The 22,605-nt window shown below is 48.5% G+C and carries 24 protein-coding genes and 1 pseudogene; 17 read left to right on the plus strand and 8 right to left on the minus strand.

Annotated elements, in window-relative coordinates:
• Positions 1–214, plus strand: a pseudogene (locus B5D35_RS09090) (group II intron reverse transcriptase/maturase); the annotation flags it as partial.
• Positions 215–538: 324 nt separating this feature from the next.
• The gene (locus B5D35_RS09095) at positions 539–913 is read left to right on the plus strand and encodes a hypothetical protein (RefSeq protein ID WP_078752273.1); all 375 of its coding nucleotides are present in this window, start codon (positions 539–541) and stop codon (positions 911–913) included.
• A 122-nt stretch (positions 914–1,035) separates the two neighbouring features.
• On the opposite strand, the gene fliJ is transcribed toward B5D35_RS09095, so the two are convergent.
• From fliJ to B5D35_RS09135, 8 genes are read right to left on the minus strand one after another with little or no spacing between them, the layout of a single operon-like run.
• The gene (fliJ, locus tag B5D35_RS09100; RefSeq protein WP_078752274.1) at positions 1,036–1,473 is read right to left on the minus strand and encodes a flagellar export protein FliJ; all 438 of its coding nucleotides are present in this window, start codon (positions 1,471–1,473) and stop codon (positions 1,036–1,038) included.
• A gap of 9 nt (positions 1,474–1,482) precedes the next feature.
• Entirely contained in the window at positions 1,483–2,832 is a 1,350-nt protein-coding gene (locus tag B5D35_RS09105; RefSeq protein ID WP_078752275.1) for a FliI/YscN family ATPase, read from the minus strand.
• Entirely contained in the window at positions 2,825–3,571 is a 747-nt protein-coding gene (gene fliH / locus B5D35_RS09110) for a flagellar assembly protein FliH (protein WP_078752332.1), read from the minus strand. The genes B5D35_RS09105 and fliH overlap by 8 nt, the downstream gene beginning before the upstream one ends.
• 18 nt (positions 3,572–3,589) lie before the next feature.
• The gene (locus B5D35_RS09115; RefSeq protein WP_078752276.1) at positions 3,590–4,609 is read right to left on the minus strand and encodes a flagellar motor switch protein FliG; all 1,020 of its coding nucleotides are present in this window, start codon (positions 4,607–4,609) and stop codon (positions 3,590–3,592) included.
• Entirely contained in the window at positions 4,572–6,320 is a 1,749-nt protein-coding gene (fliF, locus tag B5D35_RS09120) for a flagellar basal-body MS-ring/collar protein FliF (protein ID WP_078752277.1), read from the minus strand. The genes B5D35_RS09115 and fliF overlap by 38 nt, the downstream gene beginning before the upstream one ends.
• A gap of 3 nt (positions 6,321–6,323) precedes the next feature.
• A complete protein-coding gene (gene fliE, locus B5D35_RS09125) occupies positions 6,324–6,686 on the minus strand; it encodes a flagellar hook-basal body complex protein FliE (RefSeq protein ID WP_078752278.1) in 363 nt (120 codons plus the stop codon).
• Between the two features lie 12 nt (positions 6,687–6,698).
• Positions 6,699–8,030 carry a sigma-54-dependent transcriptional regulator gene (locus tag B5D35_RS09130; RefSeq protein WP_078752279.1) on the minus strand — a complete coding sequence of 444 codons (1,332 nt, stop codon included), beginning with the start codon at positions 8,028–8,030 and terminating at the stop codon, positions 6,699–6,701.
• Positions 8,030–8,995 carry an OmpA family protein gene (locus B5D35_RS09135; protein ID WP_170915156.1) on the minus strand — a complete coding sequence of 322 codons (966 nt, stop codon included), beginning with the start codon at positions 8,993–8,995 and terminating at the stop codon, positions 8,030–8,032. The genes B5D35_RS09130 and B5D35_RS09135 overlap by 1 nt, the downstream gene beginning before the upstream one ends.
• 497 nt (positions 8,996–9,492) lie before the next feature.
• Between B5D35_RS09135 and B5D35_RS09145 the strand changes: the two genes are divergently transcribed.
• The 15 genes from B5D35_RS09145 to B5D35_RS09215 all read left to right on the plus strand — a co-directional run bounded on the left by B5D35_RS09145 (position 9,493) and on the right by B5D35_RS09215 (position 22,600).
• Positions 9,493–10,296, plus strand: a complete 804-nt coding sequence (locus tag B5D35_RS09145; protein WP_078752282.1) for a FliM/FliN family flagellar motor switch protein — start codon at positions 9,493–9,495, stop codon at positions 10,294–10,296.
• An 11-nt stretch (positions 10,297–10,307) separates the two neighbouring features.
• On the plus strand, positions 10,308–10,676 hold the full coding sequence (gene fliN, locus B5D35_RS09150; protein ID WP_078752283.1) for a flagellar motor switch protein FliN: 369 nt from the start codon (positions 10,308–10,310) through the stop codon (positions 10,674–10,676).
• A gap of 17 nt (positions 10,677–10,693) precedes the next feature.
• Positions 10,694–11,446, plus strand: a complete 753-nt coding sequence (gene fliP / locus B5D35_RS09155) for a flagellar type III secretion system pore protein FliP (protein WP_101210094.1) — start codon at positions 10,694–10,696, stop codon at positions 11,444–11,446.
• A gap of 8 nt (positions 11,447–11,454) precedes the next feature.
• Positions 11,455–11,724, plus strand: a complete 270-nt coding sequence (gene fliQ, locus B5D35_RS09160) for a flagellar biosynthesis protein FliQ (RefSeq protein WP_078752285.1) — start codon at positions 11,455–11,457, stop codon at positions 11,722–11,724.
• Complete coding sequence (fliR, locus tag B5D35_RS09165) at positions 11,724–12,500, plus strand: flagellar biosynthetic protein FliR (RefSeq protein ID WP_078752286.1); 777 nt, start codon at positions 11,724–11,726, stop codon at positions 12,498–12,500. Before fliQ ends, fliR begins: the two co-directional genes overlap by 1 nt.
• Positions 12,497–13,624, plus strand: coding sequence for a flagellar biosynthesis protein FlhB (gene flhB / locus B5D35_RS09170; RefSeq protein ID WP_078752287.1), 1,128 nt, complete (start codon positions 12,497–12,499; stop codon positions 13,622–13,624). The genes fliR and flhB overlap by 4 nt, the downstream gene beginning before the upstream one ends.
• Before the next feature lie 29 nt (positions 13,625–13,653).
• Positions 13,654–15,747: a flagellar biosynthesis protein FlhA gene (flhA, locus tag B5D35_RS09175; RefSeq protein WP_078752288.1), complete on the plus strand. Its 2,094-nt coding sequence runs from the start codon at positions 13,654–13,656 to the stop codon at positions 15,745–15,747.
• Between the two features lie 19 nt (positions 15,748–15,766).
• Positions 15,767–16,594, plus strand: a complete 828-nt coding sequence (locus B5D35_RS09180) for an EAL domain-containing protein (RefSeq protein ID WP_139367741.1) — start codon at positions 15,767–15,769, stop codon at positions 16,592–16,594.
• A gap of 142 nt (positions 16,595–16,736) precedes the next feature.
• The gene (gene lafA, locus B5D35_RS09185; RefSeq protein WP_078752290.1) at positions 16,737–17,606 is read left to right on the plus strand and encodes a lateral flagellin LafA; all 870 of its coding nucleotides are present in this window, start codon (positions 16,737–16,739) and stop codon (positions 17,604–17,606) included.
• Between the two features lie 60 nt (positions 17,607–17,666).
• Complete coding sequence (locus B5D35_RS09190; protein ID WP_078752291.1) at positions 17,667–18,989, plus strand: 6-hydroxymethylpterin diphosphokinase MptE-like protein; 1,323 nt, start codon at positions 17,667–17,669, stop codon at positions 18,987–18,989.
• Positions 18,979–19,233: a hypothetical protein gene (locus B5D35_RS09195; RefSeq protein ID WP_078752292.1), complete on the plus strand. Its 255-nt coding sequence runs from the start codon at positions 18,979–18,981 to the stop codon at positions 19,231–19,233. The genes B5D35_RS09190 and B5D35_RS09195 overlap by 11 nt, the downstream gene beginning before the upstream one ends.
• Before the next feature lie 255 nt (positions 19,234–19,488).
• Positions 19,489–20,829, plus strand: coding sequence for a flagellar filament capping protein FliD (fliD, locus tag B5D35_RS09200; protein WP_078752293.1), 1,341 nt, complete (start codon positions 19,489–19,491; stop codon positions 20,827–20,829).
• A gap of 10 nt (positions 20,830–20,839) precedes the next feature.
• Positions 20,840–21,226, plus strand: coding sequence for a flagellar export chaperone FliS (fliS, locus tag B5D35_RS09205; RefSeq protein ID WP_078752294.1), 387 nt, complete (start codon positions 20,840–20,842; stop codon positions 21,224–21,226).
• Positions 21,210–21,530 carry a hypothetical protein gene (locus B5D35_RS09210; protein WP_078752295.1) on the plus strand — a complete coding sequence of 107 codons (321 nt, stop codon included), beginning with the start codon at positions 21,210–21,212 and terminating at the stop codon, positions 21,528–21,530. The genes fliS and B5D35_RS09210 overlap by 17 nt, the downstream gene beginning before the upstream one ends.
• Entirely contained in the window at positions 21,524–22,600 is a 1,077-nt protein-coding gene (locus B5D35_RS09215; RefSeq protein WP_078752296.1) for a flagellar hook-length control protein FliK, read from the plus strand. Before B5D35_RS09210 ends, B5D35_RS09215 begins: the two co-directional genes overlap by 7 nt.
• Positions 22,601–22,605 lie beyond the last annotated feature (5 nt).

Here is a 22,605-nt window from a genome sequence, read left to right on the forward strand (position 1 = left end):
AGGTGGATGGCAATTTCATGGTTGGCAGAAAATCGCCAACATGGACTGTCACTTTAATCTGGTTCAGATAGCCCAAACCCCAATTAAAAGGCATGTGAAAATCATAAGCAAAGCTACGCCTTACGATCCCTTCTATGAACCTTACCTTAAAGAGCGTAAGCCAAAGAAACTGGGACGAAACTCGTGGTTTGATCCTGTCTTAGCTGCATTGTGATTGCTGGGTAACGTAACACGCCTTAGCGGAGGCTTGAGCCGTATGCAGTGAAAGTTGCACGTACGGTTCTTAGGAGGGCGGCACTTGGTAACAAGTGTCGCCTATCCGACAATTATGTGCTAGTCGATCACTTCTGGCACATTTATACGTAAGTGCCACTAAGTGGTTCCGTATAACGTCGCATTGATTAGTAAAGTGACCCGCACTCCCCCGCTCTGTACCCAAAATCATCCACCGCAATCCAGCATCCAATGCCTATCGAGATAGTATTTTCCTAGAAAATGCGCATAATCTTGCTACAAAACACTTGAAGAAAAATTATCTATGACTAATTTTCAATATTACTTTCATCAACTTCCTTGTTTTAACTGTAAAAAAACCACAGTAAGCACAGATCTTGGTTGGTTAACCGCGGCGATGAAAGATGATGTCGTCGCGCAAATCGCGGCGATTATCGCGCAGGGCAACGTTGAAGCCGATCTTTCCGTGAACGTTACTTGTTCGAAAGACGAAGCGCGTGATTACTTATTGCTGAACTTCTACGGTTACTCAGAAGAAGACTTAGCAGGTCAAGTGAAAGCGGAAGATGAGCAAGAAGTGACAGATGAAATCGCAGAGCTTCTGGCTGATGGTAGCAATACCGCTGTCTTTGAACATGAAGTTACGCTACAAAGCTGTACTGACTGCAACATTGATTAAGCGTTAAACCATGCAGAATTACCCAACGTAGATATGTTTGGTGCTATTTAAGGCGTTAGCAAATTTGAGTTGATAACGCCTTTTTCGTTTCTGTGGTTTTCATTAAAAGGCCCCAACCTCACCTACCGCCGCCGCTTCACCCTCGCATTGATTAACTCTTCGAGTAATCGTTGCTCTCGCTTCGCGTTTTCATAGTTTTGGCGTTGCGTCCAACGTTCCATGGCTTTTTCCAATCCAAGAACGCGTGAGTGACGGTGCTCCAGCTCTTTCTTTACAGCGTTACATTGTGCCTGAAGTACCGCTTGTTCTTGCTCACAATGGGTCAGCATTTTTTGTAGCATCAAATCGACATGAGTAAGGTTCATCAGGGCGGTACTGGTAAGCGCAGGTGTACCGTTCGCTGCGTTAGACCTTTGATCTTTCAACTCGCCAAGTTGCCCTAACTTTGTCTGAATATGCGCGTGTTTTTGGCGCATTGCATCCAGCTTTGCACCGACGGTATCTCTTCTCTTTTCCTCTACGCGTTGAAGCTTTCCGCATGCTTTGATTTTTGCATCCATGCGAAGCCCTTAAAAAGAAGAGTGGAAAAGCTGCGCCAACGACGTCAAGCTGCTCACGTAGTCAGATTGCTCATCCACGGCTTGCACCAAGTAGTTTTTGAGCTGCGGGTACAAGGTCACCGCTCTGTCCAGTTCAGGGTCTTGTCCTGGCTGATACCCACCCAGCGGCAGAAGCTCTTTGACTTGCAGGTAGTTAGACACCAACGCACGAAACTGGTTGGCGATAGTCGAATGCGAACCTTGTGTACATGCTGCCATACATCGGCTGATTGAGGCGTTGATATCAATGGCTGGATAATGGCCTTGTTCTGCAAGGTGGCGAGACAATACAACGTGCCCGTCAAGTATTGCGCGCGCAGAATCCACCACGGGATCTTGTTGATCGTCACCTTCGGCGAGGACGGTATAAATCGCCGTCAAACTTCCCTCGGGGTTTTCACCATTGCCAGCCCTTTCCAAAAGCTGTGGTAACAGGCTGAAAACAGACGGCGGGTAACCACGAGATGCGGGCGGTTCGCCCAACGATAAGGCAATTTCACGTTGCGCCATGGCGTAACGTGTTAATGAATCCATCAGCATTAAAACGTCTTTACCCTGATCACGAAAATACTCCGCAGCACGGTGGCACAACAGTGTTGCGCGTAATCGCATTAACGGAGATTCATCGGCAGGGGCGGCGATCACGATGGCTTTTTTCCGCGCCTCTGGCGTAAGGTTTCGCTCAATAAATTCGCGAACTTCGCGGCCTCGCTCGCCGATAAGGCCAACCACAATCACATCTGCTTGGGTATTCTTGGTGATCATCCCCATCAGGACGCTTTTTCCGACCCCACTTCCCGCCATCAAACCAATACGTTGGCCTTTGCCAATGGTCAGTAAGCCGTTAATCGCTCTCACGCCAACATCTAACGGGGTATCAACAGGGCGTCGTTTCAGTGGGTTGATTGGCTTAGGCTCCAACGAAATCCGATCGCCACCTTTAATCGTGGGGCCATCATCAATCGCATCTCCCTGACCATTTAACACGCGTCCCAACCATTGAGCGCTGATTTGAACGGTACTGTCGCCGTCAAGCGGAACAACTTTTGCGCCCGCGAACAAGCCTCCTAGTCGGCGAATGGGCATCAAAAACGCGACATTGTGCTCAAAGCCCACCACTTGCGCTTTTATCATGTCGCCTTCTGCCGTTTCGACTAAGCAGCGTTGTTCCAATTTGAAACGACACCCCACCGCTTGAAGCATCAAGCCATTGACTTTAATTAAGCGCCCGGTCACACGAGCAAGAGGCACGGAATCAAGCGAAGCAATCGCTTCGCTCATTCTTTCAGACAACCGCTCATGAGCAAGCATGTTACTCACTCATCACCTCAGCATTTTCCGTTTCAGGCGGTGGGTTAACCACTTCTTCCAGCAAGTGTTGTTTAACGTTGTCCATGCAGGCTTGCAGTCGAGAATCACAGCTCACGTCCGCTTCGGCATCTTCGGTCACAAGGTGAACGCCACCCACGGGTAGTTCCGAATTAGGCACGAGTTTCCAATTGGCGGGCAACTCACGGTTAATATTGGTGATGCGCTCAAGATCTTGAGGGTTCAGTTGCACCGTCACTTTCTCAGACTTACCGGGCAGCGACTCCAATGTTTCATCCACCAGCGTAAGAATTTGTTGAGGCATTAACGTCAATTCGGCGCGGATAACCTGCTGAGCGACCTTTTGCACCAATTCACAAATCATATGACGCTGTTGTTGCTCTCGCTCGTTTTGCCATTCGGTAAGGCGTTGAAACAGTGCGTTCACGGGCATAACCGCCTCGAAGAAACGCTGTTTCCCTACGTTCTCACCTGCAACGAGCCCCTTCTGAAAGCCTTCATTTTGGCCCTCTTTGAATCCTTGTTGCGTACCTTGCTCAACACCTTGACGGAAACCTTCCTGATGGCCTTGCTCAAGCCCTTGCTGGAATCCTGCTTCTAGCTGTTGCTGAATATCAACCTGAGCATCCTGCCACCCATGGTCATTACCCATGTCTGAGGAAACCGAAACGAGCGGTTTTGCCAACGGCGGAAAGCGATGAACACGATAACCGCTTGGCGGTACCTTCATGAATTTTCCCGTCATGGCTTACTCCACCGTCACTTCTTGATAAAGCATCAGTTCGATCTCGCCGGCTTCGCTCAATCCACGCACAACGTCCATAATTTCCTGTCGTGCGGTCTCTACGCGGCTTAAAGGCACTGGGCCTCTCGCCAACATGTCCTCTTCAAGGGCTTTCGCCATTCGCTGAGGCATCGAGCGTTTAATGGCTTGTTGTAAGGTAATTTCTGCCCCTTTAAGTGCAATACCCCACAGCTCGATAGGAATTTGCTGCACCATTTTATCCAGCGTTTCTTCGCTTTGACGTCCAAGCACCATAAAGTCAAACATGTTCTGCTCGATTTCATTCGCTACCGACTCGTCATGCAGCTTCAGCATTTCCATCAGTGTCGCGCGGTCACCTTCAAATCGGTTAATGATGTCGGCAACTTGTTTGATACCGGATAGCGGCGCCGCTTGCGTCATTGAAACCTGTGCAATACAACGCTCAATGAGGTCATTCAGATCGTGCACAACTTGGTGGTCGATATCTTGTAAGCGTGCAATGCGGTAAAGCAATTCATCGTGGTAGTCGGCAGGTAAGTGCTTCAATACGGCGGACGAACTGTCGGCGGGCAGATACGCGAGGAAAATAGCCTGCATCTGCGGGTGTTCATTGGAAATTAGGCGCGCTAACACGTCAGATTCCACCCATTGTAGGCGCTGCATGTTATTGCGAATTTCATCGCCGTACAGGTTGTTCAGCAGCCCTTTTGCTAAATCATTGCCAAGGGCTTTTCTCAATGTGTTAGAAAGGTATTCTTTAGACGCACCACGAATACCGCTGTGCAATCGGAAATCTTCAAAGAACTGCTGAATGATGACCTTTGCGCTGTCGCTTTGTATGCCGCTCAAGTGGGCCATCGCACGGGTAACACGTTGTGTTTCTTCACGGCTAAAATGTTGAAGCACTTTAGCCGCTGCATCTTCACCCATGCCAAGCAGCACTAACGCCGTGCGCTCAACGTGATTAAGCGGTTGTTTCTGCTTTGACTGTGCTGTGTTCATTCACATTTACCCATTGTTTCAGTATTTCAGCGACACGTGCTGGTTCTTCATTGGCGATTAGCTGGAGGTGTTTAAGCTGGATCTCAAGCGGCGAGCCCGGAGGCGGCAGCATTTCATTCCCAACATCCAAGCCAGAGCTAACAGCAATACCTTTCTCTGAAAGACGACGATTGATGGAATCTTCGCGTTCTCTCTCTTCTCTGGTTTGCAGATTTTCGTAGGTGATATCTTCTGGTGCATCGGCAAATTCAAGTTCTTTGGTGCGACGATCAGAGCCCGTCAGGTGCATAATGAGCGGTCTCAGCACAAAGAAGATCATGGCCATACCCAGCATGCCACCAATCACGTAGCTCAAAGGCTGTTGAATGGCCGCGTCTTGCCACCAAGGCAGAGCCGCAGGCGCGTCAATTTCAATCGGCGTAAAGTTAAAACTCATCAAACTGATGCTGTCACCACGCACAGCGGAAATACCTACTGCATCAGAAAGCATGGTCGAAATTTGCGTGCGTTCTTCGTCGGTCCACGCAGCACCATTTGGCGCAGCTGCAGAGTTCAACAAGACAGATACACTCAATTTGTCTATCTGTCCTTGCTGATATTGGGTACGGCGGATACTGCTGCCAACCGCGTATTGACGATTGATTTCCGAACGCGCATTGGTGTTTGTGCTGTCATCGTCAGGAGCGTCACCAGTAACAGGAGGCTGATTGCTTAATGAACCCGGCATCCCCAATGCAATTTGGTCAATGGAGTTGTTCTGAATGGTATGTTCGTTGCGTACCACGGGGGTGGTATCCAGAATTTCCTGTGTTTCTTCGACTTGGCTGAAATTCATCGCTGCAGCGACTTGAACACGGAAGTTTGCAGGACCAACAATGGGCGTCAACATATCTGACGCACGTTGGATCACTTGCTTTTCAACGCTCTTTTGATACTCCAGATACTTCGCATTTACCTTGCCTGTCTCCGCCGAGTTAACATCGGCACTGAGTAGACGACCAAATTGGTCAATTACCGACACCGCGTCTACCTTCATACCTGTGACGCTGCCAACAACCAGATTGATGATAGCTTCAACTTGCTCAGGCTTCAGATCTTCGCCGGGTTTGATTTCCAACATAACGGACGCCGAAGGGCTTTCGGAATTTTGACGCACAAACAGCGTTTGACGAGGAATGGCCAAATGAACACGTGCGTTAGAGACCGCGTTCAATGAAATGATCGTGCGGACCAGCTCCCCTTCTAAACCATGTCGATAACGCGCGGTTTCCATAAATTGGCTGGTACCCAGCGAGCTGTCCTCTTTTAGCGAATCCAGACCTGTCGGCAATTTAGCTTTTACGCCTTTAGACGCAAGCAGCATACGGATGCGAGCGACTTCGCCTTCAGGTACCAGCACTTGTCCATTTTGTTCTTGCAAACGGTAGCTGATCCCTTCCGTTTCAAGCACAGAAACAATCTCTCCGATATCAAATCGCTCTTGCTGACTGTAGAGCGGACGAAAGGTTTGAGACGAACTCCAAAGCGCCACAACGATAATGGCAGCGACAATCGCGGCCATGACGGCAGAAAGCACCAAATTACGTTGGCTACTGGACCAAAGGAGTTTGGCTTTCGCCACCCACTCGTTATCTGTTTTGGGGGAAGAGAACGAAGAAGAGGGTGAAACAGATGTTGAGGGGGTTGCTAAGTGTGTGGAAATTTCAGACATGTGTTACACCGGCATCTTCATGATTTCGTCAATCGAACTGACGACTTTGTTGCGCACTTGCATCAATGCGTTGAAAGACAAACTCGCTTTCTGGCTTGCCACCATTGCACCGACAAGATCGTCACTTTTACCCAGCTCAACCGCGGTCATTTTCGCGCTGGCATCTGACTGGTGCGCATTGACTGAATCCAGCACATTAGTGACAGCCTGAGAAAAAGAAAGCGGCGCATTCGTGTTCATCTCCACCCTATCTAACGGGTTCGCAGACACGACGAAATCGGGTTGTATGTGCTGCCTCATCATGTCCATCTTCGACAACATGAGTTGTTCGGCATTCATCGCACTGGTTACTGAGTTATTTGCCATGTTTCACCTTTTTTAGGCAGCCAAGCCAAGGGCTGACTGAAGATCTATTCCTTGTTCACGCATCGCCGCTAACTTGTAGCGAAGTGCCCTTGTCGTCACGCCGAGCGCGTCTGCTGTTTTGGTGCGGTTTCCGCCAAACTGGCGAAGTTTTTCCAAAACAAACTGAAATTCTGCGTGTTTTTTCGCTTCTACATGCCCCAAATGTTCCGTGCGGTTTACCACCTGCATACCGCCACTCGCGCCTTCCGGTAACATCAGATCTTGCGCGGTAATATAGTCACCGTGACGCATCACCAAAGCACGCTGAATCACGTTTTCTAATTCACGGATATTGCCGGGCCATTCATATTGACTAAGGGCTGACAGCGCATCAGGCGCGAGATGGCACTTGCTGCCGTCTTGATACTTTTCAATGAAAAATCGGCTGATAGGCAGAATGTCTTCTTGACGTTCTCTAAGTGGCGGCCAGTGCAACGGAAGGACATCAAGTCGATAGTAAAGGTCTTCGCGAAACGTGCCCTTTTGCACTTCTAAGCGCAGATCTTTGTTGGTTGCGGCAATCACGCGAATGTCGAGTTGGATGGCTTTATGGCTTCCCACTCTCTCAACCTCACGCTCTTGCAAGACACGAAGCAGTTTCGCTTGAACCGCGGGGGACATTTCGCCGATTTCATCCAACAAAATGGTGCCGCCATTGGCTTCTTCGAACTTGCCGGTCTGTGATTGAAGTGCGCCGGTAAACGCGCCTTTCACGTGACCAAATAACACGGCTTCGAGCATAGATTCGGGAATGGCGGCACAGTTAACCGCGATAAACGGTCCCTGATTGCGAGAAGAATTTTCGTGAACATAGCGCGCCAGCACTTCTTTTCCCGTGCCGGACTCGCCAGTGATCAACACGCTGGCACGGGTACATGCCGCGCGATGGGCCAATTGCAGCACCTGCTTACTGCGCCATGATTCAGCAACAATATTGGCCATAGGCCGACCTAAGGCTTCGACACGCTGCAAAAGGTTCAGTAACTGCGTCGCTTCAAACGGTTTAAGTAAATAGTCGGTTGCACCGGCTTTCATGGTTTCGGCAGCAAGCAACCCTTCATCATGTTCAACGATGGCAATTGCCACCCCTTTTGATTGTTGTCGTTGATGACACGCAACCCAGTCACGAACACTCATGTCCGGCAAGCTGGAACTGACCAGCGAAATCGTGGCAGGCTCTCCCAACAAAGCGCTTCGACCAGTCCGTGCATGCTTAACCTGGTAGCCCGCCTCTTTCAGCACATCAATGACTGATAACGCTATGTTTTCGTTGGGCTCTACCAGCAGAATGTCCGTTTTCTTCATTATTGAACCTTTGCCGTTTCGTTGATTGTTTTCGTTATATTGGATTTATCTACTGTGTTTTTTACACGTTCGGTTTGCTTTACCAGTCGAAGGGTGACACGACGATTCTCATTTCTCCCCTCCGGTGTCGCATTCGTAGCGATGGGGTATCGCTCTCCGTGTGCTCTGACTTCGAGTTTTGCTGCGTCTATACCTAAGTCTTTGAGCGTATTCGCGACTAACTCGGCGCGTGCACGTGATGTTTTTAAATTCGCCACGCGGGAACCCGTCGCATCCGTATGCCCGTCAATCAGCACATTGGATATTGACGAGTCCAACACGACATAGCTGTGAAAATCGGAAAGTTTACGCTTTTGGGCAGGTGTCAGCGTGTGCTGCCCATGCGCAAATCTCAGCGCCAGTGTTCTTGCATCTTCATACCCCATCCCCGGAAGTTCAGCGGTACACGCAGTGAATGAAGAAATGGGCGCCGCAATGCGAATGCTGGGGATTGAAACGCTGAAATCTGTTTTTTTTGAATCTTGAAACCGGACCTGAATCCAGCTGCCTGACGCCACCCCTTCAACCAGAGCGTCTATGCCCTCAACAAAAGAATAATGTTGAAGATCATTCCCTCTGGCGGTCGAAATCAAGGACGATGATGGCGTACTTTTCCAAGGCGGGCTAATGAGGTAAACCGACACGCCATTTATTTCACTATCGCCACTTTGCAAAATATCGCTATTTGCTGACACATCAAACGATAATATTCCCCCCGGAAGTGACCGGAAGTAATACTTCCCATAGGGTGTTTCCACATGCGTTAACGTACATTCAAACAGTCCACCTTGATATATCCAAGATGAATCATCCATTGGAACGACGATCTCACTTTTTAATTCAGCCTGTACATTTTGCACGACTAACAAGGAAAAAAACAAAGACAGAAATATATTAATATTTAATCGATAAATTCCAGCAGCCATCTTTTCCAACATACCAAACCTACAAACAAGAAAATGTCTTTCACCTTATGGAACAAAGGTCACACTGTGTTATCGGCAAGCTAAAACGAAAAAAGTAAGTGAAAGATAAAATGTTATTTTTATTTATTCGTAATTCATTATGACAAAAACGTTATTATTAACATACATTAACAATATTATTAACAGTGCAACTAAAGGCTTTGAAATAAATGCCATCTTTTGTTTCAACATTAGAAAAACACTAGGCTTCAAGAAAATCGCCATCCGAAAATTACCTGCAATTCTATTTTTATAAAAGTGCTTCATTAAGGATAAGATGAACATGTGAACTAATATCACATTGTCAAAATTGGACACTAAAAATGAATAAAAAAACCTGTATAACCTGACTTCCAATAAAGCGCACACGCTATCTTTTTTGCGCACTGTGTGTCTCGTACTTTTATACGGTAACCCTATTAGTGGTTAACGGTAATTATGTTAGTGGTTAATTGTTTATGGGAATGACAGTCCAATCGTCTAAGCCTGAGCTTCAATCTGTCGATTTAGAATTGCTGGGTAAACCTATCCACACGGTTCGCGACAACCTTGAATCGATCATTCATACGTCATGCCTTACGTTGTCGAATGCCCTACAGAGCTGGCTAAAGAGCAGCCTTGTTGAAGTGACGCTTAACGGTGTCGTTCTCCACACTTTCCAAAATGGCAATATCGAAAAACACAATGTCACAACAATGCGCCATACCGGTGGCGGCACAGCGTATGTGACAATGGAACCGACGTTGCTTGTGGCACTCGCTGACCGATTTTATGGCGCGTCTATCGAGCGAAGTGAGCCCAACCTCACCAGCAGTGACATTCGATTGCAAGAGCGTATCGCAAAGCTAGTGGCCGGATGGATCGCTCCCGATGAAATGTGGTCTCTCAGTGCCTATGAGTTTGCTAACGGGATGGGGCTTCATGCCGAGTTCACTGTTCAATTCGGCAAAAAGTCAGGCACATTTACGCTCGTTCTTGAAGGAAAACTCATCCAATCATTGATCGCGCAATTGGGCTTAGAACGCCCCACTCACCTCAGTGATGCGTTCAACGACAAACTCACGGCAACGCCTGTGAAATTAAACGTGCTGCTGAGCAGAAAAACCTTGCCACTGAGCGATGTGTTAGCTCTTGCACCCAACGATATTCTTCCCATTGAGTTGCTGAGCAGCGTGCCTGTGAGCATTGGTAGTGAGCAACTGTTTACCGGGCGCGTCGCAGAGCAAGACGGCCAGCTGGTATTGATTTTGAACAACGATTAAGGATATTTGACGTGAGTGCGACGCCTGAAACCCCCTCTTTTAATGCTGATGAACTGAACTTCGATGACTTTCAATTGGAAGACTTCGACACCCCCGTCAGCGAACCCATTATGAGTGCACCTGAACGCGACCTGAGTTTTTTTAAAAAAATCCCTGTCACCATTACGCTAGAAGTGGCCAGCAAAGAAATTGCTTTAGGGGATCTCATGAAAGCCGGTGAGGGTTCTGTGATTGAGCTGGATAAGCTCAACGGTGAGCCGCTGGATGTGAAAGTCAATGGCTCTTTGATGGGGCACGCAGAAGTGGTCATCGTCAACGACAAATACGGATTACGCCTGATTGATGTGATTGATTCAGCGTTAACGGGTATGGGTAAATAAGTTTATTTAACATGGTAATGTCTCGTCTTATTCATCGCTATTGGCCCGCTTTTATTGTTTTCGCTGCATTGGGTGCCTTCCCCGCTTTTGCGTCCGAAAATGGCCTTACGATCCTTTCCGTGACCGACGGTGATACACAGCAAGAATACAGCGTTAAACTGCAAATTCTTCTGCTAATGACGGCCCTGAGCTTTTTGCCGGCTTTCATTCTGATGGGAACCAGTTTCACCCGCATCATTGTTGTCTTGGCGATCTTACGCCAAGCCTTAGGCTTGCAGCAAAGTCCGCCAAACCGCGTGTTGGTGGGCATCGCATTGGCACTGACATTACTGATCATGAGGCCCGTTTGGACTGACATCTACGACAACGCCTTTAAACCTTATGACAACGGGCAAATCACCTTGATGCAGGCCTTTTCACACGCTGAAAAGCCCGTCCGTGAGTTTATGTTGGCGCAAACACACCAAACTTCGCTCGAACAGATGCTGCGCATTGCGGATGAGCCGTTGGATCAAAACGTCGAAGATATTTCGTTTGCGGTTGTGCTACCCGCTTTTGTTATCAGTGAGCTGAAAACCGCTTTCCAAATTGGCTTTATGCTGTTTATTCCCTTTTTGATCATCGATTTGGTGGTCGCCAGTGTGCTTATGGCAATGGGTATGATGATGCTTTCCCCCCTCATCATTTCCTTGCCATTCAAACTGGTCGTCTTCGTTCTGGCCGATGGCTGGGCAATGACGGTCGGCACCTTATCGGCAAGTTTCGGGTAGTTACGCGCATGACTCCCGAACTTGTCGTCTCTCTTATTTCAAACGCCGTTTGGATGATCATCACTGTGGTTGCTGTGTTGGTGGTTCCCGGCTTGATTGTCGGCTTAGGCATTGCAGTTTTCCAAGCTGCCACTCAGATTAACGAGCAAACACTCAGCTTTTTACCTCGCTTGATTGTCACGCTTTTGATGGTGATTTTTGCTGGGCATTGGATGATCAGAAAGCTAATGGAATTGTTTGCCTACCTCTTCCTAAATATTCCGGGAATGATTGGGTAATGGCCATAACCTTTGCTGACCTTTCCGCAATTCTCGGTCAACTTTGGTGGCCGTTTTTTCGTATTGGGGCAGCCTTTCTGTTTATGCCATTTTTCGGTGATGGACTGATCCCACTTTGGGTTCGAAGTCTCCTCGCCCTCTCCATCGTCGTTATCACCGCGCCCTTGATGCCCCCAATGCCTGCGGTGGAGTTGTTTTCGTTTACATCGTTATTTCTCGCCTTCGAACAGGCGTTATGGGGCGTGTTCTTTGGCTTAATTCTGCATTTATTTTTCGCCGTATTCACCATGCTTGGGCAAATTCTCTCTCTGCAAATGGGGTTGGCGATGGCCATCATGAATGATCCGGTTAACGGTGCCTCAGATGCCGTACTCAGCAGAATATTCCTTGTTTTCTGCACCCTGTTGTTTTTGGCGCTTGATGGGCACCTGATCATCATCGATGTGCTTATTCAAAGTTTCACTGCATGGCCTGTGGGGAGCGGAATTTCTCATCTCTCTCTTCAAGGATTGATGAATGTGTTTGGCTGGATGTTCGCCGCTGCACTGGCGCTTGCGTTCCCTGCCATTGTTTCCATGCTGCTGGCCAATATCAGCTTTGGTGTCATGAACCGCGCGGCGCCATCTCTCAATGTCTACGCATTGGGTTTCCCTATGACGATGCTACTTGGTTTGTTCAGTACCTTACTGACGATTACGGGTGTACCCGACCGTTACACCCAGCTTGTACATGACACGCTCCGTCACTTAAACAACTTCATGGTGGGAACGTTATGAGCGAATCATCATCACAAGACAAAACAGAAAAACCCTCCAGTCAGAAGATAAAGAAAGCTCGCGAGCAAGGCCAAATACCGCGCGCTAAAGACTTTACGACTGCCGTGATTTTTCTGGCGGTAAGTGTTTACTTCTATGCCAACCTTGATAAAATCTGGCAAGCCGTTAATGGCGTAATGCGTTACAACATGTCATTGACGAAAGCGGATTTAGAGAACCCATTAACGGGTATCGAGCACGTCGGACACAGCTTGGGCATTCTCATCGAGATACTTTTGCCCATGTTCGTGTTGATCATTCTCGCGGCCGTGCTCAGTTCATTGATATTGGGTGGCTGGATGTTCCGACCCGCGAATGCGCTCCCTGACCTGACTAAGCTCAGTCCGCTAAAAGGCCTGAAACGCATGTTCTCGACGCGCTCACTGGTCGAGTTGGTGAAATCAACGCTCAAGGTGGTGGTCATTTCTGCCATTCTGTACCTGTTTCTAAATAGCAACCTCCAACCTCTGCTCGGTATGCAAAACCTCCCCCTCAATCAGGGTGTCGTGCAAATCATGGGGATACTCTTTGAAGGACTATTACTCATGGGACTCGCGCTTCTCCTCTTCGGTGTCATCGATATTCCTTACCAATATTGGGAGCACGTCAAAGGGCTTCGTATGACTAAGCAGGAACTGAAAGAGGAATTTAAAAACAACGAAGGTCGTCCTGAAGTGAAGCAACGCATTCGCCAAATTCAGCAGCAATTTGCGCGCAGACGGATCAATAAAGCCGTCCCCAGTGCCGATGTTGTGATCACCAACCCGACGCACTACGCCGTGGCCTTAAAATACGATACTTCACTGTCTGATGCGCCATTCGTGGTTGCAAAAGGCATCGATGAAACGGCAATGCACATTCAACGCATTGCGCGAGAGAACAACGTTGAGATCATAAACGCGCCCCCTTTGACGCGTGCAATTTACCACACCACGGCGATTGAGCAGGCAATCCCAAGTCAGCTTTACGTCGCGGTGGCACATATTCTGACGTACGTTCTCCAGCTGAGAGCCTTTCGTCAGGGACGGGGCGATAACCCTATGCCTCTTCCACATTTTTCAATCCCTAAGCACCTTCAGCACTGAATGGCATGAAACACTGAGGACCTCTCGATATGCTCAACCGGTTTAAACATTTCCAACAGTCCATCAAAGGAAGAATCGTCATTCCGACTGTGCTGTTGATGTTGCTCGCAATGGTCGTATTGCCATTGCCACCTCTTCTGTTGGATGCTTTATTTACTTTCAATATTGTACTCGCCATTTTGGTGCTGCTTGTCAGTACCACGGCCAAGCGACCTTTGGATTTTTCCATTTTCCCCACCATTTTGTTGGTCGCGACACTGCTTCGATTAGCCCTTAACGTTGCATCTACACGTATCGTTCTGCTCGAAGGTCACAATGGCCCAGACGCGGCAGGTAAGGTAATTCATGCGTTTGGTGAGGTCGTTATTGGTGGCAACTATGTCATAGGTATGGTGGTCTTCGTTATTTTGATGATCATTAACTTTGTTGTGATCACCAAAGGTGGCGAACGTATTTCAGAAGTGTCTGCACGCTTTACGCTGGATGCACTTCCTGGCAAACAAATGGCCATTGATGCTGACTTAAATGCGGGTCTCATTGACCAAGAAACCGCGCGCAGCCGACGCAAAGAAGTCGCGAATGAAGCCGATTTTCATGGCTCCATGGACGGTGCATCCAAATTTGTCCGTGGTGATGCCATCGCAGGTATGCTCATTCTTTTCATCAACTTGATTGGTGGTGTGAGCATTGGTGTCTTTGATCATGGCATGACGGGTTCAGAGGCAATGCGAACCTACGCCTTGCTCACGATTGGTGACGGTCTGGTCGCGCAGATTCCATCCTTGTTGCTCGCCACCGCCGCCGCAATCATCGTGACCCGCATCAACGACTCTGACAATGACATGTCAGAGACGGTCCGCAAACAACTACTCGCGACACCCGCCACCTTGTATACCGTCGCAGGTATCATGTTTATTATGGGCATTGTCCCTGGTATGCCTCATTTGGCGTTTTTCTCATTTGCTGCGGTACTGGCATTTGCAGGGTGGCGTCAAAGCAAAACACCCGTTAACGATCAGCAGCTTGATCAGGTAGAAGCCATTTCCAAAGCCATGGTGCGAGAAGAGGAAATGCCGCTGTCATGGGAAGACATTCCGCATGTTCACACGCTGTCACTCGCCATTGGCTATCGTCTGGTGCATTTGGTGAACAAAGATCAAGGCGCTCCGCTTACGCAACGCATACGCGGTGTTCGCCGAAACCTTTCAGAACAAATTGGCTTTTTATTACCGGAAGTGCGTATTCGCGACAACTTAAGCCTGAAACCCAATCAATACACGGTGTCGTTAAACGGCGAAGTGGTAGAACAAGGCTTTATTGAGCCCGACCGATTAATGGCCATTGCCGTGGGTGAAACCTATGGTGAAATAGACGGCATTCTTGGCAGCGATCCTGCCTATCAGTTGCCTGCGGTTTGGATTGAACACAAAGACAAAGCGAAAGCGCTGAATATGGGGTATCAGGTTGTTGACGACAGCACGGTGATCGCCACGCACATCAGCAAAGTTATGAAATCTCACTTGGCTGATCTGTTCAATCATGACGATGTAGAAGCCATGAATCAGCGCCTCACCCAGCATGCGCCGAAACTTGCCCAAGCGTTAGGTGCCGCATTGACACCCGCCAATCAGCTCAAAGTCTATCGCCAGTTGTTGCTCGATCAGGTACCGCTGCGCGATGTTCGCACGATTGCAAACACCATGTTGGAATCTTCGGAGAACACCAAAGACCCAATTCTGCTTGCCGCTGATGTGCGCTGCACGCTGAGACGCACGCTCTTCAACCTGATTGCAGGTCAGAAAAACGAACTCAGTGTATATACCCTGTCAGATGAACTGGAAAAAATGCTGATGGCTTCATTGCAACAAGCACAAGCCAGTGGACCCGTCATGTTGGACAGTTTTCCGATTGAGCCCAATATTCTCGGACAGTTCCAACAAAACCTGCCTTTAATCCGTCAGCAATTAAAACAGCAAGGGTTAGTGCCAATTTTGCTTGTTATGCCTCAACTGCGTCCGCTGATCGCAAGATATGCGCGTACCTTCACCCAAGGGATTGCAGTTCTCTCATACAATGAAGTTCCTGAAAATAAACAGATTAATGTGGTAGGTAACCTTGGCTAATTTCTCTCAACTTATCGCAATGCGCCATACTTTCAGGGCACTCATTCGAAAACACGCGAAAACGGACGACGACAAGCTTCTGTATGAAGCGTTGTCCCAGAACGATGTGCACCATGTTTGTCAGGCCATTCGAGAAACCGATTCCGGCGAAGTGGCGTTTCAGCATGTCACGCTACGCTTTGGCAGTCGTGGCGAGCAAAGTGTTTACCAGTTCGATTTGTCGCAAGAATTCGCGTATGCGCTGGATGTGTTCAGCCTTTATCTTGCCCTGAGACAAAGCCGTTTCCAACTGGACACCTTTCACCCCGATCTGGTGAACAAAATTGTTGTGCCTGTGGATTCACAAGCACTGGTATGGCCGAGCGGCCAACGGTTGCTCAATCAGATGATCAAATGTGATGCGGAAGCGTTCGCCTTTTTGATCCCATCCTTGATCCTGCCCGATGACGCCGAGCAACAAAGCGCGACAATACCCTTGCTGTCTAAAATGCGCGCCTATGCCGGTTCACTTTGCTTTGATATTACCGACCCAAACAAAGATCTTTCTTTTATAAGCCAGCATTTGCCCGACATGATCAAGCTGGCCATCTCTTTAGAACAAAAAGAAGATAGATCCGCATTGTTACCTTTCATTCGGTTTTTCCGTTCGCACCGGATGCCGTGGGTTGCAGGGCGTGTAGCGAGCCAGAGTGAGCTGAATCAATACCGTCTTCTGGGCGCCAGTCATTACTTTGGTTATTTCAGCGATATCCCTACATCTATCTCGTTCAAGAGCTTTGAGACGTATGCAAAAGATGACGCTGAAACAAAGGGGCAAACAGTAACGAAAGACCAAACAGTGGAATAAAGATCACCTTACTGAACTTAAAACACGAAAATCGCATTTATTTTAAAAATATCAGTTAATCAAAAACACCAAGCGTCCGCCTCTAGTAAGTGAACAGGGAATATCCCGTAGCCTGAAAAAAAGCTAACCAAGGAGACTTACGATGGCTTTATCAATGCACACTAACTATGCGTCGCTTGTGACTCAAAACACACTGAACAACACCAGCGGCTTGCTGAACACTGCGATGGAGCGTCTAAGCACCGGTTACCGCATCAACTCTGCAGCAGATGATGCAGCAGGCCTGCAAATCGCTAACCGCCTAGAAGCACAAAGCCGCGGTATGGGCGTTGCGATGCGTAACGCACAAGACGGCATTTCAATGATGCAAACCGCTGAAGGTGCGATGGACGAGATGACAAACATCGTTTACCGCATGAAAGATCTGGCACTTCAAGCATCAAACGACACGGCGTCTACTGCTGACCGTACTGCACTGAACGAAGAATTCACGCAACTGGGTGCTGAACTGCACAACATCGTTGATTCAACAAGCTTCGGTGGTAAAACACTGTTTGGTACAGCTGGTTCATTCGGCGCATCAACGGGTGTTAACATCCAGATTGGTACTAACGCTGGTGACAAACTGAACATCAATGTTGACACTCAAGTGCTTGCAATCAGCACTGCGCTGGGTGCATCAGCTGGCGCGATTGGTAACCTGAACACAGCAACTGCTGCTCAAGCTGCAATTACTAAACTGACAGGTACTGCAGGTGACGCAGGTCTTCTTGGCACGCTGGGCTCAGCGCGTTCTGCACTGGGTGCGAACATCAACCGCCTTGAGCACACCATCACTAACCTGGGCAACATGACTGAAAACACCACCGCTGCAAAAGGCCGCATCATGGATGCAGACTTCGCGGTTGAATCTTCAAACATGACCAAAAACCAAATGCTGATGCAAGCAGGTACCACTGTCCTGTCGCAAACCAATCAGCTGCCAGGCATGGCAATGTCGCTACTGCGCTAATTCCTTGCAAGTCCAACCCCATCTCAGGATGGGGTTTTTTCGTTTCTATGACGGTGAAACATGACCCCAATTTATGCCCAAAACATTGACGTTATCATCACACGCTGGCCTTCCATTGCCGAAGAGTTAGAAGCAGCAAACGTCGATGAACTCGCCTTTGACGTTATCCAAAAATCAGCGGCAACATTGAAAGTCAACGGCATCCAACTTTGCAGTGCTTACGATCCCGTAGAAGAAGCGTTTCATTACCACAGCCTAACGTCAGGGAACGATTACCATGTTTGGGGCCTGGGTTTAGGCAATGTGCCTGCGCTGCTTGTGCAAGATGCCAAATGTTCATCCATCCGTATTTACCTGTATAACTTGCCTCTCGCAAAACTTGTCCTGTCTCTCGTGCCTTTCGCTTGGCTGAACGACCCCCGCGTCGAGCTTCGTTTTGTGAGCGAGAACAGCGCAGACATCACGCACAACACCGCGATGCTTTCTCATCCCGGCAGCATCATTTTAAATGGCGACAAATTCGTTTCCCAAAAGAGCCATCAGTGGTTGTTCTTCCGCATGGAAAACACGCTCGTGGTCAAACATGTGCACAGAAACCAACTCGATAATGATGAAAAGTTCGTCCAGCGAGAGACTGAAAATACCCCTTTGCTGAAAAAAATGACGTCGATTGACACCTTCATTCAATATCGGATTGATGATGCTATTTGTATTGGAGCGGGCCCTTCGCTGTCACACCATATCGAAGAGCTAAAAGCGGTTTATCTTCAAAAAGACCGACCAAGATTTATCGCCGCAGCGACGGCGTGTAAGTGCTTGTTAGAAAATGGCATTAAGCCAGATGTGGTATACGCAATAGATTTCGATATTCCGGCATCTTACATTCCCTACCATATCGCAAAAAATACAATCCTGATTGCCGCCAGCCGCTTGCCTCACGATCACATGAAGCTCTGGCACGGTGAAAAATATTACCTGCATCTGGCAGATGAAACATACGATCGCATTAGTGCTGCGTTCCCTACGCAATTTCGCCCTTATGTGTACGGTTCGGTCATTCACCCGATGCTACATACGACGCTGGTACAAGGTGCGAAAACAGTGCGCTTTATTGGCTGTGACTTTGGTTTCCCGAATGAAATTGTCCATGCATCCATGGACAACGACGCCAACGATCACAATGCAACCATGCAGGCTTGGACTGAAAATGGTCATGGGGAACTCATTAAAACCTCTCCGCCTTACCGCATGTTTGCCACTGGTGTTGAAAACATCATTAGCTGTGCACCCAACACGCGTTTTTATAATTGGAGCCGTATGGGAGCAAGAATTCTGGGTACGGAGTATATGGATTTAGCGAAGGAGCCTACGCATGCAATCTAGTCTGCTCAGTCAGCTTTTTTCAAAAACAGCGGATGTTTATTACTATGGCGATCATATCACTGGCGATATGTTGTTGACCCAATGCGTTGCTCTGTTTAGCAAGCTATATGAAGTGCAAAGCAAACAGGATCAAGTCATGGAAATATTGGCAGATATCAATACCGCGCGCCGTGCTAACGACTTCACGGCCATTGCTGACATGTTGCGATATCAAATCCCGCCACTGATTCAAGAAAGCGTCTAGTTATCATCGTAAAAACGCCTCACATTGAGGCGTTTTTTATTTCCCCACGCCCTTAACCCACCACACAACCAGGTCGCCTTATAACGTTAGTCTGCAAGCTTTTCCTAAGGGAAACAGCGGAATCTTACGGCGGGAAACATCACTTCCGCAAACAGCCCAAAAACAAGGTATGTCATTGTTTTTAATGACGTTAAAAAATGGAACGTATTTTGCTGATTATTCAAAGAAATCAGCAAATGAACCTGGAGCATAACGATGAGTTCATTAGATCCAATTACCATGGCGACGCAGTTGGCCACGTTTGATGTATTGCCGTTTCAAGAACGTTATCAAATGCAGGCTGATACCTATCAGGCAAAAATCAATGCGCTGAGCAAAGTGGAATCAGCCCTTCGCACTTTCCGTACCGCTGTCAGTGAAATGAACGGCTACGGAAGCAGCATTATTAAAAACAGTGCGACCACGTCGCAAGACGGATTTTTTTCCGCGACGGCCGACGCCAACTCGCTGAGTGGCAGCTATCAGATTTTTGTAGAACAAGTTGCGTCTGCCCACCAAATTTCAGCCAACATGCCTGCAGACATGACTGCGGACACCGAGATCCCGACGACGGGTGAAATCAAGCTCGCCATCAATGGCGAAGAGATGATCATTGACTTGTCTACCGTCGATACGGACGGTGATGGCAAAGCCACAATGTCAGACCTGGTCAAAACCATTAACAACGACAGCACCAACCCAGGTGTCAATGCAACCTTAGTTCGCTCTAACGGGCAGACTCACTTGATGCTGTCCAGCACAGAAACTGGCGACGCTAACCGTGTTTCAGTAACAGCCACAGGTACCGGTGCCGCATGGTTTGAGGATGCATTTACAGCACCTAAAGTCATCACTGAGCCTCAAGACGCTGTTATTTGGGTAGGTGCGAAAGATTCTGGTTTGAAGCTGACCAGTAGCAGCAATACGTTCGACAACGTCATTGATGGTGTCGATATCACGGTTACTAAGCCACAAACCGCGGGAGAAGCCCCAATCGGCTTGACGGTCGGGCCGGACAGTGAATCTACCAAAGAACAATTAACCAAGTTCATTGATGCATATAACGCGTTAGTGGCCACTTTTGATGAACACACGTCAATCGGCGGCGAAGATGGCACTAAACGTGGCGCATTGGGCAACGATCCAACCCTTCGTTCTATTGAAAGTCAGCTAAACAATATCCTGCGCTCCGAGTTTGGCGGGATGCGCCTGACCGACGTCGGTATGTCTATTGATAAAGACGGAAAATTGACATTAGACGAAGACAAATTTAACGAGGCACAAAAAACCAACAGTGTCGCGTTGGAAAACATGTTTAACGGCGAAGGTAACCTTCTCGATTCCATCGACAACATGATGGAGCCTTACCTCAAAACGTCTTCAGGGCTATTGAGCTCCCGCAAAGAATCGCTTCAAGCCAATATCGATCGCATTGATGACAAGCTTGTTCAACTCGATCGCAAGTACGAAATGTCCTATGACAGATACCTCAAGCAGTTCACTCAAATGAATCAGATCATGACACAAATGAACCAAACCATGGCGATGTTTAGTTAGGGATACAACGATGTTTTTTGAATCAGGTTACGACTCTTACCAACAGGTCGATCTGGACGCGCAAGCAGCGTCCGCCTCTCCTCACCAATTGGTTGTCATGCTTATTGATGGCCTGCTGAACGAGATAGAGCGTACACGTGGCCACATTGAAGCAGCAAGGCTTGAACTGAAAGGTACCAGTATCGCCAAATGCATGAATATCCTCATCGGCCTTGATAGTGCGTTGGACATGGAAAACGGTGGCGAAGTGGCTGATAACCTTCACCAACTCTATGACTTTTGTCAGATGGAACTGTATCAAGCGAGCCTGAACAACGATCTGGAACGTCTTACTAACGTCGAGCGCGTCATGGCTAACATTCGCGAAGGATGGATGAATTTTGGTCAAAACGCATAGCCCTGCTTCGCATCAGATCCAAACGCTTTCTAAGCAGATCTATCAAGCGGTCGCGACGCAAGATTGGCAAACGCTCCAGCAATTGGATCTTCAGGTCAGGGCGTTGCTCACTACGCACCCTGACTATCTTTCTATGCCATCGCTTTCTCAAGAGTTGGCACAGCTTAAACGCGTCCATCAAAACGCGTTTACGAAACTCAAACACTCTGTGACTGAAATGGAAAGCGAGTTGGAAGGCATGCAAGCGAAGCAAGAGCGCGCAAAAGCCTACCAAATGGCGATGACAATGGAGTACACATGGTAGTTTCCCCCGCCAATCACGCGACATCGGCGACTGCTAAGTCTGCAAGTTCGCCGTTAGATGGCATCAAACCGGCCAAAGGGTTCAGCGCCACGACAGAAGATGACGCTGCAATGCCGTTTTCTGATCAGAACCCGTTATTAAGTGGATTAGCGATGCCGCAAGCGTCGCCCGAACGTTCTACTACCGCATCATTAATGCGTTTGTCCGACGTGAATGGCGACCAAGCAAAGCATTCGACTCACCCTACGCTTACCGACGTCAATATTCACGCTATGACACCGTCAGGTTTTAGCGCGTCTGGCTTAGAAACGTCAGGTATAGCCGCGTCGCACACAATGACACTGGGCACACCAACCTCGCAGTCTGTCACAAAAGGCAGTCAACAAGCACTTTCCATCCACCGAGCCGTTGACCCATCCATGACAGCGAGCGTTGCCTCTTCATTAACTGATCCGTCGCTGCCGCAACCAACAGCGACGGCATCTCCGTCTAAAAACGCGGACTTTCAGTCACTCATGGTGAACATGCAGCCCACCTCGCTATCAACGCTGCCCATGGCGGCAGATCTGGCTCAGAACATGAGCAATGTTAATGGCGCTAACGTAGCGGCACCGCCAACAAATACCGTCCAAGTGTCAGCGGAATGGGCCCCTGTTCGTGTCGATACGCAAGCGGGCAAGTGGGGCGAGCAAATGATGCAGGTGCTACAGGACAGAATCACCTTGCAAGCGAATCAGAGTCTCCAAGAAGCACGAATTCGTCTCGATCCGCCTGAACTAGGCAAACTCGATGTCATTGTTCGAATGGAGGGCGACCGATTAAGCGTACAACTCAACGCCAGTGCGGTAGCGACACGCGACGCGCTGGTTCAAGTGTCTGATCGACTACGTGCAGAGTTACAAAATGACCATTTCGTGCATGTCGACGTTAACGTTGGCGCTGAACAACAGGGACAGAAACGTCAAGACAATGACGACGCGCAACAGGGCATTTTTGCCGCACGCGATATCCACGCAGAAAGCGATACGCACACATTTACATCCGAGCACTGGCTCAATGTTCACGCCTGATTGTT

It is taken from the genome of Enterovibrio nigricans DSM 22720, from assembly GCF_900167155.1.
Taxonomy (GTDB): domain Bacteria; phylum Pseudomonadota; class Gammaproteobacteria; order Enterobacterales; family Vibrionaceae; genus Enterovibrio; species Enterovibrio nigricans.